The 17649-nt window shown below is 41.1% G+C and carries 13 protein-coding genes; 8 read left to right on the top strand and 5 right to left on the bottom strand.

Translation table 11 applies throughout. From position 1 onward, the window contains the following. Positions 1-15 precede the first annotated feature (15 nt). On the bottom strand, positions 16-1242 hold the full coding sequence (locus BLR37_RS05575) for a hypothetical protein (RefSeq protein WP_090765684.1): 1227 nt from the start codon (positions 1240-1242) through the stop codon (positions 16-18). Between the two features lie 1409 nt (positions 1243-2651). Here BLR37_RS05575 and BLR37_RS05565 point away from each other — a divergent pair. The 6 genes from BLR37_RS05565 (at position 2652) to BLR37_RS05545 (ending at position 9979) form a co-directional block, all read left to right on the top strand. Then, the gene (locus tag BLR37_RS05565) at positions 2652-3383 is read left to right on the top strand and encodes a DUF6261 family protein (RefSeq protein WP_090765678.1); all 732 of its coding nucleotides are present in this window, start codon (positions 2652-2654) and stop codon (positions 3381-3383) included. Positions 3384-3536: 153 nt separating this feature from the next. Continuing rightward, a complete protein-coding gene (locus BLR37_RS05560) occupies positions 3537-4370 on the top strand; it encodes a hypothetical protein (protein WP_143009538.1) in 834 nt (277 codons plus the stop codon). Positions 4371-4472: 102 nt separating this feature from the next. Continuing rightward, a complete protein-coding gene (locus tag BLR37_RS05555; protein ID WP_090765673.1) occupies positions 4473-4664 on the top strand; it encodes a hypothetical protein in 192 nt (63 codons plus the stop codon). A 664-nt stretch (positions 4665-5328) separates the two neighbouring features. Continuing rightward, positions 5329-6405: an FISUMP domain-containing protein gene (locus BLR37_RS05550; RefSeq protein WP_090765668.1), complete on the top strand. Its 1077-nt coding sequence runs from the start codon at positions 5329-5331 to the stop codon at positions 6403-6405. Between the two features lie 657 nt (positions 6406-7062). Next, positions 7063-7200, top strand: coding sequence for a hypothetical protein (locus tag BLR37_RS25285; protein WP_167356554.1), 138 nt, complete (start codon positions 7063-7065; stop codon positions 7198-7200). A gap of 28 nt (positions 7201-7228) precedes the next feature. Next, complete coding sequence (locus BLR37_RS05545) at positions 7229-9979, top strand: DEAD/DEAH box helicase family protein (RefSeq protein WP_090765665.1); 2751 nt, start codon at positions 7229-7231, stop codon at positions 9977-9979. A 202-nt stretch (positions 9980-10181) separates the two neighbouring features. Here the strand turns inward: BLR37_RS05545 and BLR37_RS05540 are convergent, their stop codons facing one another. The 4 genes from BLR37_RS05540 to BLR37_RS05525 form a co-directional block, all read right to left on the bottom strand. After that, positions 10182-10544 (bottom strand): hypothetical protein, encoded by a 363-nt coding sequence (locus BLR37_RS05540; protein WP_039481422.1) that lies wholly within the window; start codon positions 10542-10544, stop codon positions 10182-10184. Positions 10545-10715: 171 nt separating this feature from the next. Continuing rightward, positions 10716-13163, bottom strand: coding sequence for an outer membrane beta-barrel family protein (locus BLR37_RS05535; RefSeq protein WP_090765662.1), 2448 nt, complete (start codon positions 13161-13163; stop codon positions 10716-10718). A 69-nt stretch (positions 13164-13232) separates the two neighbouring features. After that, positions 13233-14975, bottom strand: a complete 1743-nt coding sequence (locus BLR37_RS05530; RefSeq protein ID WP_090765659.1) for a PspC domain-containing protein — start codon at positions 14973-14975, stop codon at positions 13233-13235. A 17-nt stretch (positions 14976-14992) separates the two neighbouring features. Next, positions 14993-15328 (bottom strand): PadR family transcriptional regulator, encoded by a 336-nt coding sequence (locus tag BLR37_RS05525; protein ID WP_039481417.1) that lies wholly within the window; start codon positions 15326-15328, stop codon positions 14993-14995. 463 nt (positions 15329-15791) lie between these two features. Here BLR37_RS05525 and BLR37_RS05520 point away from each other — a divergent pair, with 463 nt between their 5' ends. Continuing rightward, entirely contained in the window at positions 15792-17249 is a 1458-nt protein-coding gene (locus BLR37_RS05520; protein WP_090765654.1) for an amino acid permease, read from the top strand. Positions 17250-17474: 225 nt separating this feature from the next. After that, on the top strand, positions 17475-17639 hold the full coding sequence (locus BLR37_RS25280; RefSeq protein ID WP_156131564.1) for a hypothetical protein: 165 nt from the start codon (positions 17475-17477) through the stop codon (positions 17637-17639). Positions 17640-17649: the final 10 nt, after the last annotated feature.

Raw genomic sequence — 17649 nt, 5'->3', positions numbered from 1 at the left:
CCGGTTAAAAGATGTTTAGTTTGGAAGAGCATAAAACGCAATTCCATGATTGCTCCAGCCGCTAAAGAGATTAGCGATATTCGGATTAGGTGTTAGGTAATGGTCTCCGCCCCCTGAATGATAGAATTCATAAATTGGTACAGACCCGGGAACCTGTTCACTATAAGCATAATATTTTATTCCGTAATTCGACCACCCGGGGAATCCAGCTACCGCTGTTCTGTTAATAGAGTTGTAGTGATCTCCAGGGTAATAAAATTCATATACAGGTACTGTTCCAGCAACTTGAGTGATATAGGCTTTGAATTCACTTCCCTGAGCAGCCCAACCTTGTAAACCGCCTACAGCATTGGGATCTGCTGTAGTAAAATGATCTGTTTGTGACGGACTATAAAATAGATATATTGGAACCGGAGAGGTGTCTACTTTCTTTTCAAGATATCCAACATTCCCTAACAATGTGTACGTTGATGGTAACCTTTCTGGCGGTGATGAATACACATGGCCAGTTGCTGAAGCATAATATTCATCTAAAGGTGTCGTTGCCTCTAAAGTTTGGACTGTTGAAATATATCCGATCGTTCCTTGAAGAACATACCCGGGCCAACCATCGGTAGTGGTTGTGTACCAATGATCATCCATTGAAAGATTGTAATATTCATACAGGGCTGTTCGGTTAGTTCCTGGTGAATCGTATAATAGTCCTTGAACCTGCTCGAGCTCATAATTATCTCCGTTACTGCCAAGCCCTGCCCAGTTTGTGGTATAATAATGACGGTTGGTGATGATATTGTAGTAGCGATATAAATTTAATTTCCCCGCCGGAGGAGCTGATGGTCTTGCTTTGACAGAAAATGGCCTACTTTCGCGAGAAATGCTACCATCAGACATACCGAATGTCCATCTACCAATCGGCAGAACAATATCGGTTTCGTATCCTGTGCCGACCTCCCCAAAGTTTATTACGCTAGATCCATTACCAGGATATTGAAGATAAAATTTAGCGCCAGGATAGTCAGTTCCTCCCTCAATTTGTAGCTTGACATGGGTTTTGCCTGTCAGCTCATTATAGTTGCTAAAAAAATACTCGACATAGGGATCCCTTGCAGGTGTACTACTTTCTCCTTCCATAAGTTGCTTGGAAAGTCTAGGATTCGTAGATTCTTTTATCAAGCCTTCATCTTTCTTACAAGAAGCAAAAAGACAAAGAATCATGAATAAAATTTGTAGTTGTTTTTTCATATTGAAAGTTTTTTTTTGCGAAAATAAGTACAAAGGGATAGAATTTGATAACCCCTAGTTTACAAAAACTAATGTATTTGATTAATTATAGAAAAAACGGCAATAAAAATATCATTTTTTGAATTGATTAAAATTCATGTTAACATTGGTTAAAATATGTGTTAAGGAAGATTAATAATTATCTTAAACTGTTTTAATCAAGTATTACTTCTACTAGCGCATGCATCCCGGATATGAAATCTGAATCGCTAAACACATGAACAAATTCAAACAACATTTCTAAGATCATAAGCAATCGGTAAAGAACCTGGGGGTTACTTTAAATACCCCTCCGCTAGCGCACGCGTACTGCGTGTGAAATCTGAGGCTTATCATAAATATAGAATTGTTATCCTTGAAGATTAGCTTTATTAAAAAGGAGTGCCAATTAACGGCTTCTACTGGTGGAATCGTCATTGCGAGAAGGCTTTTTCAGCCGACGAAGCAATCTTACAACGATCGCTACTTAGCAAACGCATTAAGATTGCTTCGTTCCTCGCAATGACGAGAATTTTATGAGTTTCTGTCTATGATAGCTTGTCGAAGAGCCTACTTTAATACCATGTGCGGTGTTTCGACTACTTGTCCCGATTTTCATCGGGAGCTCAACATGACAAACTTCCAGAGAAACTAACTTAAAAGATTGCTTCACTCCTGCGCTTCACCTACCCTTCAGTTCGCAATGACGATTATGGAGTGGGGCTGGCTCCCAGACTTCCGACCCCGGACTCCAGACCAAAGACTAAAGACCAAAGACTAAAGACTAAAGACTCCCGGCTAAAAAAGATTGCTTCACCCCTGCGCTTCCCCCTCCCTTCAGTTCGCAATGACGATTATGGAGTGGGCTGGCGCCCAGACTTCCGACCCCGGACTCCGGACTTCCGACTAAAAACTAAAGACTAAATACTTTCTCAAAAATTTCCTTGCTTGTAACTAACCTATTCGTTATCTTAGATATATCCCTTTTAACCGGGCGGCAGTTTCTTTCCAAACGGTTATAAAAAAAATCATCCCAACATTTTATTAACGGGTTTTATGCCCATAAAATTAACAGGTTATGAAAATAACAGGAATGATCAGGGAACCTCCGCGTTCGGCAATAGCTGTAAGCACAGCACAAAAGCATTTAAAAAAACATCTTTTTTGGCTAAAAAGGGCAAATTACTTTGAAACCTTGCTGCCATGGGTGGCATCAAATCAAAGTTACTTTGAAACCTTCCCACCATAGGTGGCGACAAATCAAAGTTACTTTGAAACCTTCCCACCATGGGTGGCAACAAATCAAAGTTACTTTGAAACCTTCCTACCATGGGTGGCAACAAATCAAAGTAAAAACAGAAAAATAACATCAACCATCAACTTAAAAACCTATGATTAACTCAATTGTATTACAACCACTGAGAAATGGTGAATATATCCAGTTCTTAACCGATACTTTAAACATTGTATCTAAAAGTAATCCGCAGGCGCTGAATGTAAGCGAACAGTATGAAGCTTTGCGTACGGCAACCGACAACGTTGAAAAGCTGTTTAAAATTAGTCAGGCCAGTTTGGTAACTGCAGAGATAGAGGCTTTAGATAAACGACGTGATGATGCCATAAACGGTATTAATTTACATGTTCAAAGTTTAACCTATAGTTCAGATCCGGAAATAAACCAGCATGCCAAAATCCTTTCGGCACATTTGGCGCTCTTTGGTCCACGTATCGCTATAGAGAACTACCAGAGCGAAACCACCATTCTGCGCAATATTGTTAACGATTGGAAAAACAAACCTGAGCTGCAGGCTGCGGTAACGGCTTTAAACCTGGTCAACTGGTTAACCGAGTTAGAAACGGCCAATAACGAATTTAACCAGGCTTACCTTAAACGCAACGAAGAACTTGCTGTGGCACCTACCGAAAAACTGCGCGAGTTACGCAACATTGCCAATAACCTGTATTATAAACTCCGCACGCGGATTAACTCTAACCTCGATATTAACGATGGTGCAGAGCCATGGGCCGGTACCGTAAACCTGCTTAACCAGCATATTAGTACTTATGCTTTATTGCAAACGCGCAGGGCAGCCGGAACGGGTGAAGAGCCGGTTGTGGGCTAAGTGTTTTTTAATTTTATTGCATACCTGTAATGGGAGATTGCCTATTCGGGTATGCATCTTTTAACTATAAAATATTAGATTAAGTTAATCAAAAAATTAGTATAATTGATTAATATGCTACGTTAGGGAAAACAAATTTCAGGATAAACCCTCATGAAAACATTCATTTATCTAATTGCTATATTCGTTTTGCTGAGCTGCTCCAACCGTAGAGCACCAGTTTATGAATGGCAACAAAAATACTTCGCCCAGGAAAAAAAACGCTTAGTAACCATAATTACAGGCTACGAATTTGAAAACGGAAAATATAAGTTGTCTTTTATCGATTCTACCTATGAAACGTTTAACAACAAAGGCCAAAAAATAAGTTCGAATGGTACTCAATTTTATAAATACAATGCACAAGGGAAAGTAATTGAAGAAGAATATTGCCCAAGAAGCTGTGAGATACCTGCTAAAATCAAGTACGTTTATGATGAGTATAACCGTTTATTAAAAGTAATAAATGTATCAAAACTGGATAGTTTAGAATACGTATCAGAAGTATATACCTATCAGAACAATCTGCTGGTTAAAAAAACAATTGGAGCTGATTCTTTGGCAACAACCGAAACTTATACTTACGACAATAGATCAAGATTAAGAACCAGGCTGACCACAGAATTCAATACCTTCAGTAATAAGTGGATCAAATATCAGGAGACCATGTTCTATAACAGCAACGACAGCTTAATTATGCGAAAAAAACAGCTTGTTGGTAGTCCTGAAATTATAATTTCGAAATATGTTTACGCAAACAACTTACTTTCAACACAAAGGGATACCACGCTCAATCCAACAAGTCTTTTAGGTAAGCAAACAGTTTATACCATAAATTTAAACCAAAAAAATTTCAAATATAATTCAAAAGGCAAATTGATTGAAAAGATCAGTTTGCAACCCGATTATAAAACCCCCTATCTGAAATGGACCTATGAATATAAGTAGCAGGGAAATTTAAACATATACGGGTAGAAATATGATTTTAAACATTCGTAAAACAATTGCACGTTAATCAGGATTGTATAAAGTACATCAATAACATATCATATGAAAACGAAAGCAATAATATTAGCCGCAGCCCTGGGTTTAGCATTATCGGCCTGCAGTGGCAACAAAGCCGATCAGCAAAATGCCGACAGCTTACATCAATATACCGATACCAATATAGTGGCCGATAGTATAGTGACGGATAGCACTGCCGATTCTACCACCAATGCACCGGCTGATGTGAAGCATTAGTTAGGCTATATCATCCCAACTCTAGCGCAAGTCTTAGCGTTTTAGCCTGTGCAATAGCCTGACTTGTGCTTTCATTAAAACCCATACTCAAAAACTAACCCAATGGACTGTATCATCAATATAGAATTGTCATCCTGAGCCTGTCGAAGGATCTGCTTGACGATATATGAGGTGTTTCGACAAGCTCAACATGACAAACTTCCAGAGAAACTAACTTAAAAGATTGCTTCACTCCTGCGCTTTCCCCAACGCTTCGGTTCGCAATGACGATTATGGAGTGAGGCTGGCTCCGAGACTTCCGACCTCCGACTCCGGACTAAAAACTAAAGACTAAAGACTCCGGACTAAAAAAGATTGCTTCACTCCTGCGCTTCCACCCTCCCTTCAGTTCGCAATGACGATTATGGAGTGGGTTGGCGCCCAGACTTCCGGCCCCGGACTAAAGACTCCCGACTTAAAAGATTGCTTCACTCCTGCGCTTTCCCCAACCCTTCAGTTCGCAATGACGATTATGGAGTGGCTTGGCTCCCAGACTTCCGTCCTCCGACTCCGGACTTACGACTATAGACTATAAACTATAAACCAAAAATATACCCATTAAATGGTATTGATGCTGAATACAGTGTTTGGGAAATTTGCTTGCATTAAACAAACAATTTAGGGCATGAAAATTAACAAACTCCTGCTAATGGCACCAGTGCTTGTGCTATTGGCAACAGCATCTGGTGTAATGGCGCAGGTAAAAAAATCGCCAGCCAAGGCGGCTCCTGTTAAAACTAAATACGGAGCTTTAGCAATAGACTGGTCGAATGGTTTTTATTATGGTTTCTCGTTCGATCAGCCGAGCCGGCCTGAAGCCGAGAAACGAGCAATAGATGAGTGTACCAAACGTGGTGGTTCCTGCAGCATTGTACTTACTTACTCGGGTACAGGTTGTGCAGCTTACCGCACCATTAATGGCAATGTAGGCACAGCATTTGGCTGGGGTATAGCTAAAACGAAAGAAGAGGCCGATGCGATAGCTACTAAAGAGTGTTTAAAAAGAAGCTTCGGCACCCAACCAACTAACTTTGTCTGGAGTTGTAATTCGGCACAAGCGGCTCAGTTAAATGAAATATATAATGCTTCGCCCGAAATTACTGGTCCGGTAAAAATTGGTAACCAGATCTGGACCAGCACCAATTTAAATGTGAGTACCTATAGAAACGGTGAGCAGATTTATTATGCTACCAACCAAAAGGAATGGGAAAAGGTGAGTAGGGAAAAAATTCCGGCATACTGCTACCTTAATTTCGATCCGGGTAACGAAAAGAAATATGGCAAGTTGTACAACTTTTATGCAGTTACCGACCGCCGTGGTTTAGCACCAGCAGGCTGGCATGTACCCAGCAGCAACGAATTTTTAACGCTAATTGCGGCTTTAGGAGGTGAAAAGGTAGCCGGTAAAAAAATGCGTGGTACCACCGGTTGGGACATTAAAGACTCATACAAATTTGCACACGGCAATGGCGATAATTCATCAGGACTTAATTTGCTGACCAACGGCAGTGCCAGTGGCGATGAATATGGTGGCGGTCAGTCTTTCAAGTATGGCATATGGTTAAGCTACTGGTGGTCGTCTACTACCAAATCAAGCGGCGACAGCTTTGCTTATTACCTTGATTTTAACAAATACAGCGAACCGCGTGTAACCGATTACAGTAAAACTACAGGTAGTGCGGTAAGGTTAGTGAAAGATTAAATACCCGTATCAACATAATGCTCAGATTTTGACGCGCTCAGCTCAGAAACGACTTAATCAACCGGAAATGATCAAAGATCTCCGGTTGATTTTGTTTTAGGGGGATCCGCTAATCATTTTACTGCATTTAGCTCTGCTTTCTCCGCATCATGCCTAAGCACCCAGACTTCTGACCTCCGACTTCGGACTAAAGACTCAGGACTAAAAAGATTGCTTCACTCCTGCGCTTCCCCCAACCCTTCAGTTCGCAATGACGATTACGCAGTGCTTTGGCTCCCAGACTTGCGTCCTCCGACTTCAGACTAAAGACCCCTCCATCGTCCTCGTTTGTAACGAGGATGGGTGAGCTTAACGATTTTATCGCTGCATAATACTTATTTGCTCTGCTTTCTCCGCATCATGCCTAAGCACCCAGACTTCTGACCTCCGACTTCGGACTAAAGACTCCGGACTAAAAAGATTGCTTCACGCCACCACTTCTTCCCAACGCTTCAGTTCGCAATGACGATTACGCAGTGCTTTGGCTCCCAGACTTCCGTCCTCCAACTCCGGACTTCGAACTAAAGACTTCCGACTGATTTATTCTGCGTAAATCACCTAAAATCTGCGGGAGAATTTACGGTGCAAATAATTAACTTTATGCGCCAACGCTCATTCATGACAGACGAACAAATAACAGCACGCATTGAACAGGAATTTAAAGAAAAAACATTCGGGCTTCAAATGGAATTAATTCAGCTTGCAATAAATGAAAAAGGCATGGCTACTTTATACGGCCACAACCATAGCATTTAATTATGCAACAAACTTTACCAGCTAAGCCATGATTGAAGCAACTAACGCTCCCGAAAAACCAATTACTTATCCCAAAGAAATACAATTTACTTCCAGCTGGCGAAAATACCAGCAACGCATACTCGATCATTTAGATGAGCACATGGCCAACGGGCATTTGCATATCATAGCGCCACCAGGATCCGGAAAAACAGTTCTGGGACTCGAAGTAGCCATCAGGCTGAATAAACCAACCTTAATTCTTGCCCCTACCATTGCCATCCGAAACCAATGGATACAGCGTTTCTGCGAACTTTTTCTCCGGGTAAATACTGTCCCCGAATGGATATCGAACGACATCAGGAAACCTGCATTTATGACGGTAGTAACCTACCAGGGATTGCATGCAGCCTGCAATAATTTACAGGAGTATGAAAGCGAAACCGATGAAGAGGAGCAGCATATTCTGCAGACTATAAAATCAGCTAATCCTAATCTGGATAATATTGTTAAGGGATTAAAATTACAGCGTATAAACACCATTGTGGTTGATGAAGCCCACCACTTAAAAAATGAATGGTGGCAAACCCTGACCCGTGTAAAAGAAAAACTAAACCCGGTTATTGTAGGCTTAACGGCCACACCTCCGTATGATGTTAGCCCAAACGAGTGGCAACGGTATATCGAATTTAACGGATCGGTAGATGCTGAAATATCAGTGCCCGAACTTGTTATTGAAGGTGATTTATGCCCGCATCAGGATTACATACATTTCACCTTCCCAACTGCTGCCGAGAATGAAAAGATAAAAGCATTCAGAGCGCAGATTGAAGCGCTTTTTCTCGATCTTAAAACAGATGAGACACTGATCAATGCAATTGAAAATCACCCGGTATGGATAAACCCTGCTGAGCATTTGGAGTGGATTTACACTAATTTATCTTGTTATTCGGCCTGCTTAATTTTTCTTCACGCCAATAACAGGGAGATACACCAGTTGCACATTGAAGTAATCGGCGATCAAAAACTGAAAATACCAGAGTTGGATTATCATTGGATGGAAACCCTTCTTAATTTCTATCTGTATCAGGAAAAAGTACATTTCAAACTGTTTGAAGAACATGCTAAGCAGCTGGAAAATAAACTGAAACGTTGCGGGGCCATGGAAAAAAGGCAAATCAATTTCAGCAACAATAAGGTGGTAAGCCAGTCGCTTACTTCGAGCCTGAGCAAGTTAAATGGAATCAACACTATAGTTGATTTTGAATTTAAGCAACTGGGACATGGCTTAAGAATGGTTATCCTTTCTGATTATATCCGTAAAGAATTTTATTCAAATACCCCGGAAAATAAACTCGAACTGACCAAAATAGGCGTAATTCCGATTTTTGAACAATTGCGCCGCCAAAACACCATACACAAAAAAATTGGCGTGCTTACAGGTTCAATGGTTATTATCCCTGCTTCCGCCCGTCGTGCATTTGAAGATAAAGCCCGCGAGCGACGTATTGCACAAATTAGTTGTACACTTGTACCATTCGATACAGATTATCTCATCATTTACCAGAATGAACAAATCAAAAACGATCTGATTTATATCATAACCGAAATTTTTCAGCAAGGGGAAATTGAAATTTTAATCGGAACCAAATCCTTACTGGGCGAAGGATGGGATGCACCGGCTATCAATGCTTTAATCCTGGCCAGTTTCGTTGGCTCTTTCGTTTCTTCCAATCAAATGCGCGGCAGGGCTATCAGGACCCAACAAGGCAATACAGGTAAAACAGGTAATATCTGGCACCTGGCTACAATAGACGCAACATCTCCCACTGGTGGCGACGATTTTGGCCTCTTAAAAAGGCGCTTCAAAAGTTTCGTAGGCATCTCATTTAAAAGTGAACCTGGCATTGAAAATGGCATAAACCGCCTAAACCTACCCGAAGATATTATTCAGGAGACAGAAGCTTCGAAAAAGAACAGCGAAATGTTTGCTTTTGCAGCAGATCGCGAAAATCTGAAACAGCGTTGGCAAACCGCTCTGGAGGAAGGCATAAGTTTAGTTGAAGAAATTAAGATTCCTTTTCGGGAAGAAAGGCCATACCAGGAAGTTAAAGCCATGTATCTCAATAAAACAATTGCCCATCTTTTTGCAACCCTTGGTTCCGGGCTACTGGGCTTTGGTTTCGAAAGCCTCGAAATCCTCGCCCGAAGTAGCAGACATATCAAATCGCCAGATCAATTCTATTTCATTCTGGGGATTATCGGCACATTAGGCCTGCTCATCTTTGGCAGGCTAACCCTTAAAACCCTAAGACTTTATTTAAAATACCGGGATATTTCGAAAGATATCCAACACATTGGAGAAGCGTTGTTAGCAGGCCTGATAAAAACCGGAGTTATCCAAACCGATATTTCACAAGTATATGTTCAAAGTGCAGTAGATGAACATGGAGCAGTTTTTTGTCATTTGGAAGGTGCATCCACTTTTGAAAAATCAACCTTTATCAATGCCTTACAAGAAATAATTGCACCAATTGATAATCCACGTTATGTTATCATCAGAAAAAACAGGTTTATGCTTTTTACAAAACAAAAAGACTACCATGCGGTACCAGAACTTATTGCACGTAATAAAAACCTGGCCGAGTACTTTAAGCAACAATGGGAAAACTATGTAGGTTCTTGCGATCTGATATACACAAGAACACTGGAAGGCAGAAAATTACTCTTAAAATCGAGAATCAAATCTTTATCCGCACAGTTTCAAAACAAGGTCGAGCACGTAAATAAATGGAGGTAATGATTAAACAACTAATGAAATAATATTTATTTGCTTTGCTTTCTCCGCACCATGCTCAAGCACCCAGACTCCGGACTAAAAAGATTGCTTCACTCCTGCGCTTCCCCCCAACCCTTCAGTTCGCAATGACGATTATGGAGTGCTTTGGCTCCCAGACTTCCGTCCTCAGACTCCGGACTTCGGACTAAAGACTACCGACTGATTACTCCGTCAGCTTCTCCTTAATCCCCTCAGTTAATTTTTTCACTTTCATATAGCCTGCTAAAGAACTGTTTCTTTTATCGAAATCGATGGTCAACCAACCCTTTTGGGCTTTGAGGTTAAATTTATCGCTGCCATTCAGGTTCACAAATAAATCGATATGCTGATCCAGGGGAAGTTCATTATCCAACACACTATCCAGGTATTTCTCCAGTTTAGCCGTTTTACTTTCGGCATATTTTGCTTCAAACTTAAAGTTGGTATCGCTATCCGTAGTACTAAGTGATAAGCGACCACCGCTGTTACGACACCCGAAGGTTAAGGCGGTAAATAAGATTGCGGTTAGATATAGTTTATGTTTCATGGTTTATTATTATTGGTTAATCTGTTAATTGTTGAAATTGGTTAATTGTAAGATCTGCTTTGTCATCCCCTGCCCCCTTCAAAGGGGGACGAACCCCGCATAAGCGGAGTTCAGACTCCAAACTATCTACTCCCGACTCCAAACTGAAGACTCTGGACTCCAAACTAAAACCTAGCCTCCTGCCCGGCCTTTAATATCATCAGTTGCCGTGTTTCTCGACCGGGCCGATTTTACATTCTGGTTTCCGAAATTATAGCTGATGCTGAAATTTGCCCTCCGGCTGGTATATCGGTTCACTACTTTCATGTTAATGTTCTGGTAAACCAGTTTTCCTTCCCAATGGTTGGTAAGCAAAATATCATCCATGTTTAAACGCAATTTCAGCTTCTTATCCAGCAGTGTTTTCTGGATCCCGGCATTTAATGCCCCCTGGTAAATGGTGGTTTGCTCTACCCCGTTTACCCTTGGCGAGTTTAGCCAGGCACTAATTTCGATGCTAAAATTCTGCGGCAAGGTAAAAGCATTTGAAGTATATAAGTTTACCGAAGCTTTACCGGCACTATAGGCAGCACCTTCAATATTGCCGTCGTTAAATTTACCGTAGTAAACACTAACGTTGTTCTGGATATTCCACCATTTGGCTATACGGACAGGCACATACAAATCGGCCGAGTAGTTTTGCGAACGCCCCAGGTTTTGGCGAATTACGCTAATTACCCGGGTAGCATCGTCCTGCTGACTGATTTGCGTAATCATATCGCGGGTATCTGAATAGCTTAAAGAAAACGAGATTTCCTTGTAGTTATAACTAACCTGGTAGCTGTTGGTAAACTGGGGTTTAAGGTAAGGATTGCCCTGATCAACCGCCAGCGGGTCCATGTAAAAAACAAAAGGATTCAGCTGCTGGTAATTTGGACGATCTACCCTGCGCCCGTAAGAATACCTAATGTTGTGGTTTTCGCTAATTTTTTGGTTTACAAATACTGTTGGAAATAGCGAAAGGTAATTGCGTTCTACCGATTTATTATCGGTAACCGAGGTACCGTTTGAATGGGTATGCTCGGCACGCAAACCCAGCTGAACCTGCCATACTTTCCACTCTTTAGAGAAGCTGCCATAAACCGCATTGATGTTTTCCTTGTACACAAAGTTGTTCGATTTGCCGATGTCGTTCTGCCATACCCCGCCAATCAATTGCTCAGAAAGAAAATCGTTATTGGTAACCACATAACTGCTTTTTAAACCTGTTTCTATTTTCATCGTTTTAGAAACTGGTAAGGTAAAATCTGTTTTCGCGGCATACACCTTTATATCGGCATCGGTATTATTACGTAAGCTGGTTTGGTTGGTCGGGTTACCGCTGGCATTTAAATAATTAGCCAGAAAGTTTTCGTCCTTTTTATTGCTGAAACCCGAAAAATCGATATCGAAACTTAAGCTCTTACCCTTTTTATCAAAATCGTGCTTCAGGTTAAAGTTGGCTGTTAAATTGCCCACCGGCGAGCTAGAATTGGCATCCTGTAAAATGTAACTCTTGCTCGAAGCTCCGTTTTGCACGGCATTAATATCAGTATTGCTAAAATTAGTCAGCTTCGTATTTACCGTGTTCGCATCCAGCATTACACCAAATACCGTTTTCTCCGAAGCATAATAATCAGCACCTATTTTCCCCTGAAAACCAACACCATTATTTTTACGGTCGAAATTCTGTGTTAAGGCACTCGCCAGGCCGTTAGATGCAGTAGTTCTGGTTAAAAAAGTATTGTTAAACTGTGCTTTCCGCGCTACGGCCCCATTTCCAAAAATATTCCATTTGCCCTCCCTGTGGTTTAAGTTCAGGTTAACCCCGGCACGGAATAAATCGCTGGGCGAATCGGGCATAATGCCCTGACCGGTATTAAAAGAAACTGTCCCGTTGGTACCGTAAGCCTTATTTCTTTTAAGCTTAATGTTAATGATCCCTGCATTACCGGCAGCATCATATTTGGCCGAAGGATTGGTAATCAGTTCTATTGTACCAATCTGGTCGCTGCTCATGTTGCTCAGCAAAGTGGTAATATCTGCGCCCGAAAGGAAATTGGTTTTGCCATCAATCATCACCACTACACCACTTTTGTTATTCAGTTTAATCTGGTCACTATTGCGGTCTATCTGTACGCCGGGGGCTTTCTCTAAAACTTCCAGAGCTGTACTTCCCGTAGCGGTAAGACTGTTTTCTACATTTAAAACTGTTTTATCAATCTGGTGTTCAACAAAGGGTTTTCGCCCCTGTACGCTTACTTCTTTAAGTTGTTTGCTTACACTTTCCATCCCAATGGTGGGCAGTTGTAAATCATCTTTGAGCAGAAACTGTGCTGTTTTTTTGGTTTTAAAACCTACAATTGAAATTGACAGCTGGTATTCGCCGGCTTTTATCCCGGTAATTTTAAATTCGCCATCAATACTGGTTGATACACTTTTTATCAGGGCCGTATCCGGATATTGGAGCAAACGAACTACGGCAAAAGATACCGGAACGGTCTTTTCATCAACCACTTTTCCCGAAACTGTATTTAATTTTTGGGCAAAAGAAGCCCCACATGCCAGCAGGCATGCAATTAGCGTAAATAATGTTTTCATGGTTTCTTCTTTTTAGGTCGGTTCGTCATCCCGATCAGATCGGGATGACCAACGTTTTAAGTAACTGAATTATTCTTCAGGCTCTATACCCAATTCCTTTTTCACTTCGCCAATCCTGTTCAATACAGAGTCCTGATAAATGCTATCGGTAGTTTTATCTCTGAGCTGGAGTTTTAAATCATGTAGTTCTTCTTCCAGCTTCTGCTTTTTTATCGCTTCTTGTTTTAACTCTGCAACGCACTTCAAACCATCTTCCGTCATCACCCAAACGCTATTATCATTATGATCGTTTTCGGCATCGTTACAGCTCCAGGCCCAGTAATTGTTAATGTAGCGATACGAATCTTCTTTTAAAATCAGTCGGGTACCCACCGGTACTTCGAGGGTTAACCTCACCTCCTGATTACGCCAGGTAGTACCTTTATTTAAGCGGAAACGTGGGTTAAATACCATAGCCGAATCTTTTAAAGTATAGGTATAGCTTATGTTTTGCGCATTTTGCAAAGCATTTGAAAAAGTTTTACCCTGCGATTCGTATTTCTGTGTTAAGCGGGTAACATTGGTTTCACTCTTTTCAATATTAATGCGGATTTTATTCGGTGTAACAAAAGGACCATCTTCAAAATCATCAACCACAATCTGATTTTTTTGGTTCATGTCGATGTGGTAGGTAATGCTATCCTCTTTACTGAAATACTTGCTCTTATCGATATCAATTACATAAGTACCGTAACTTTTCAGGTCAACAGTTTGCGTTAATTCTGCATGTTGTTTAAACTCCGTCGATATTTTTGCGGCCTGATATCCGGTAATTGCTACCCCAACCAACCAGATAATCAACAGGGCAAAAGAAAGTGTTTTATTAATGGCTTGTTTGTTAAATGCTACCCTGATAGAAAAAAGTACCAAAGCCAAAACCGGGATAAACAATACCACAAACGCTCCAAACAAAATGGCGCTACGGTTGCCATCGTTTACAATCGAGAAGGGGAAATATTCATAAATGCTCGAATCCCAGAAACCCTGAAAAGCGGCGGTAGTAACAATTAGTGTTAACAGTAAAAAAGCACCAAAAACTACAATAAAGCCGGCAATAACTTTAAAAATCACTTTGCCGGTACCCGATATAAAACGGCCCAGCCACTCAAAAAACTCGCCTATAAAAATACCGAAACGTGTAAATATAGGCTGCGCATGTTTATTTACTTCACTTAAGCGCTCTTTAACAGCCTGCAACTCCTCGTCGAGGTTCTTTTGAAAACCTTGCAGGTTGGCAGGTTCACCTTTCATTTCCATTCTTTCAATGCGCGATTTCGCCTTCGGCATAATAATCCAAAGTAAGGCATACACCAACAATCCCGAGCCACCCACAAAAATGGTTAAAACAGCAGCCAGCCTGATCCATTTCGCGTCGGCATTAACGTAATGTGCAATACCTGCACACACCCCGGCAATAACCCGGTCGTCCATATCGCGGTATAATTTTTTCTCCGCGTACTGATACTGGTAGGCACTTTGCGCAACCGGTTCTTCTTCGCCTTCGGCCGTAGTATCAAAATCCTGTACCCTGCCCATTTGCGCAATAACCGAATTTACGTTGGCCGCATCAACAACCTGCTTTTTCTGCTCTTCCAGTTGCTCGGTCAGCAATTCGGCAATACGGTTTTCAATATCCGTTACAATTTCCAGATCGTCGGCATGATTGGCAAAATATCCTTTTACCTCGTTCAGGTACGCCTTTAAGAGTTCGTAGGCACTTTCTTCAATGTGAATAATCGTGTTCCCTATATTTATGATGATGGTCTTTTCCATTTCCTTGTTACTAATGATTATGAATTGGCTCCTTGTTGCGAAACCCCTACCGCGTAGGCCAGTTCCTGCCAGGTTTGATCTAATTGTGCTAAAATGCCTCTGCCAACTTCGGTTAAGGTGTAATATTTACGGGGCGGGCCTGAGGTAGATTCTACCCAGTTGTAGCTTAACAAACCATTGTTTTTAAGCCTGGTTAATAATGGATATAGTGTGCCCTCAACCACCAACAGTTTTGCCGACCTTAATTCAGCAATGATATCAGAGGCATAAATTTCGCCTCTCGAGATGATTGATAAAACACAGTATTCCAGAATTCCCTTCCGCATTTGTGTTTGCGTATTTTCTGCTATCATAATACAAAGATATATGTTTTATAAACTACCATGCAATACATAGTACTAAAATAATTCAAAATAAAATAACAAACAATTGATTGTCAGGTAATTAATTTTTAACAAAAATTTTGAGATGAGCAGAAAAATCTGTTAAAGTGAAAGATTTGCATTATTTTTAGTAAAGCAAATTGCTGTAATGCTTCGGTTGCAGCAGTCCCGCTATTGCCCATAGTCCCGTTTTTTTTTGAAGAAAAAAACCGGGAGCTATCTGGCGCTATCGGGTTTAATTTGCAGGGACAGTTGGGCTTAGGTTGCAGGTTTAAACAAAACTTTCTGAAATTTTCACCTCACTGACCTAAACTAACGTCAACAATTAACCCCCTGAGCGTAGTCGAAGGGTAAACAGTTCGAACAGTTAAACTATATAAATACGATAGAATTAATATATTTTAATATTTTTGCAACTGCTTAACTTATTTTCATGAAAAAGTCTATTGCCAGCATTGTTGCTGAAGCAAACCAAAGCGGCGAAGGCACGCTTAAAAGAACGCTGGGGCCAATTAACCTCATTTTAATTGGTGTGGGCCTAACGCTTGGCGCCGGTTTATTTTCCATTACCGGTTTGGCAGCAGCCAATCACTCGGGGCCAGCGGTTACCTTATCTTTTGTAATTGCCGCATTGGGCTGTGGTTTTGCAGCATTGTGCTATGCCGAGTTTGCCTCAATGATTCCGGTTGCAGGCAGTGCCTACACCTACTCTTATGCCACCATGGGCGAGCTTTTTGCCTGGATTATCGGTTGGGATCTGGTGCTCGAGTATTCAGTTGGTTGTGCCACCGTGGCCATTAGCTGGTCGCAGTATTTAACCAAATTCCTGGCCAGTTTACATATTTACCTCCTTGCACAACTTACCTTATCGCCATTCGAAACAGCAAAACTGGCCGATGGCTCTACCGTGCATGGTTTGATCAATATTCCTGCTGCGCTGGTAGTAGTCCTTATGACGGCCATTCTCATCCGCGGTACCAAAGGCTCGGCCATTGTAAATGGCATTATTGTATTTTTAAAAGTTGGTGTAGTACTGGTTTTCATTGCGCTGGGCTGGCAATATATCGATCCGGCCAATTATCATCCTTACATTCCTCAAAATACAGGCACTTTTGGCCAGTTTGGCTGGAGTGGTATTTTACGTGGTGCCGGACTGGTATTTTTCGTATTCATCGGTTTTGATGCGGTAGCGGCTTCGGCTCAGGAAACCAAAAACCCTACGCGAGATTTACCTATTGGCATTATTGGCTCTTTAGTGGTTTGTACAGTTTTATTTGGTTTGTTTGGTCACGTGATGACAGGTTTGGCCAACTATAAAGAGTTTGCCAACAGCGGCGCACCAGTGGCCATTGCTATAGAAAAAACACCATACGCATGGTTAAGTCAGGCCATTATTCTAGCCATTTTAATTGGTTATACCTCAGTAATCCTGATCGATTTAATGGCCCAGTCGCGCATGTTTTATTCTATCAGTAAAGATGGCTTACTTCCTAAAATGTTCTCTGATGTGCATCGCAAATTTAAAACGCCATATAAATCAAACCTGATTCTTTGTTTATTTATTGGCTTGTTTGCGGCATTTGTCCCCATGAATGTAGTTGGCGAAATGACCAGTATTGGTACCTTACTTGCCTTTTTAATGGTTTGTGTGGGCATATTGATTCTGAGAAAAACTGATCCTGAAGCTAAGCGTCCTTTCAAAGTACCTCTGGTACCTTTAATTCCAATTTTGGGTATATTAACCTGCATTGCCATGATGGTATTTTTACCCTGGGAAACCTGGTTAAGGCTTGCCGTTTGGCTAATTATTGGTTTGGCTATTTACTTTTGGTATGGTAAAAAACACAGTAAACTACATACTGCAAATGAGGAATCTTCATCAACATTATAGCCAAATACTGCGTTCCTAATAAATTCATTATCATATACATGGCACGATTAAGCTGTTCGGTTTTCAGTACAGCTTAATCGCAATATTTTAGTACCATTTCCGTCGCAACTATGCAAACTGTAAATCCCTGAACATAAACTGCATAAGTTATTCACAATTCCACATTTTTTACATTTTTTGGCTTGGGTTTTGCCTTATGTTTATTAACCTATAAAACTCAATCCCATGCTCATTAAATTACACACCCCTGTTTTCAGGTTCTTCAGGCCCAAAACTGAAACCATAAAAAAAACGCCTGTACAGCTTACCAGAGCACAATGGATAACTGCCGACAGAATTGTAATTGCAGTGATGTTTATTGCTACGATAATAGGCGCAATTTTATTCTAAATTTCAGATG

Source organism: Pedobacter soli (genome assembly GCF_900101435.1).
GTDB lineage: Bacteria > Bacteroidota > Bacteroidia > Sphingobacteriales > Sphingobacteriaceae > Pedobacter > Pedobacter soli.
The sequence above is the reverse complement of the archived record's forward strand: the minus strand, read 5'-3'. Positions and strand labels throughout refer to the sequence as shown.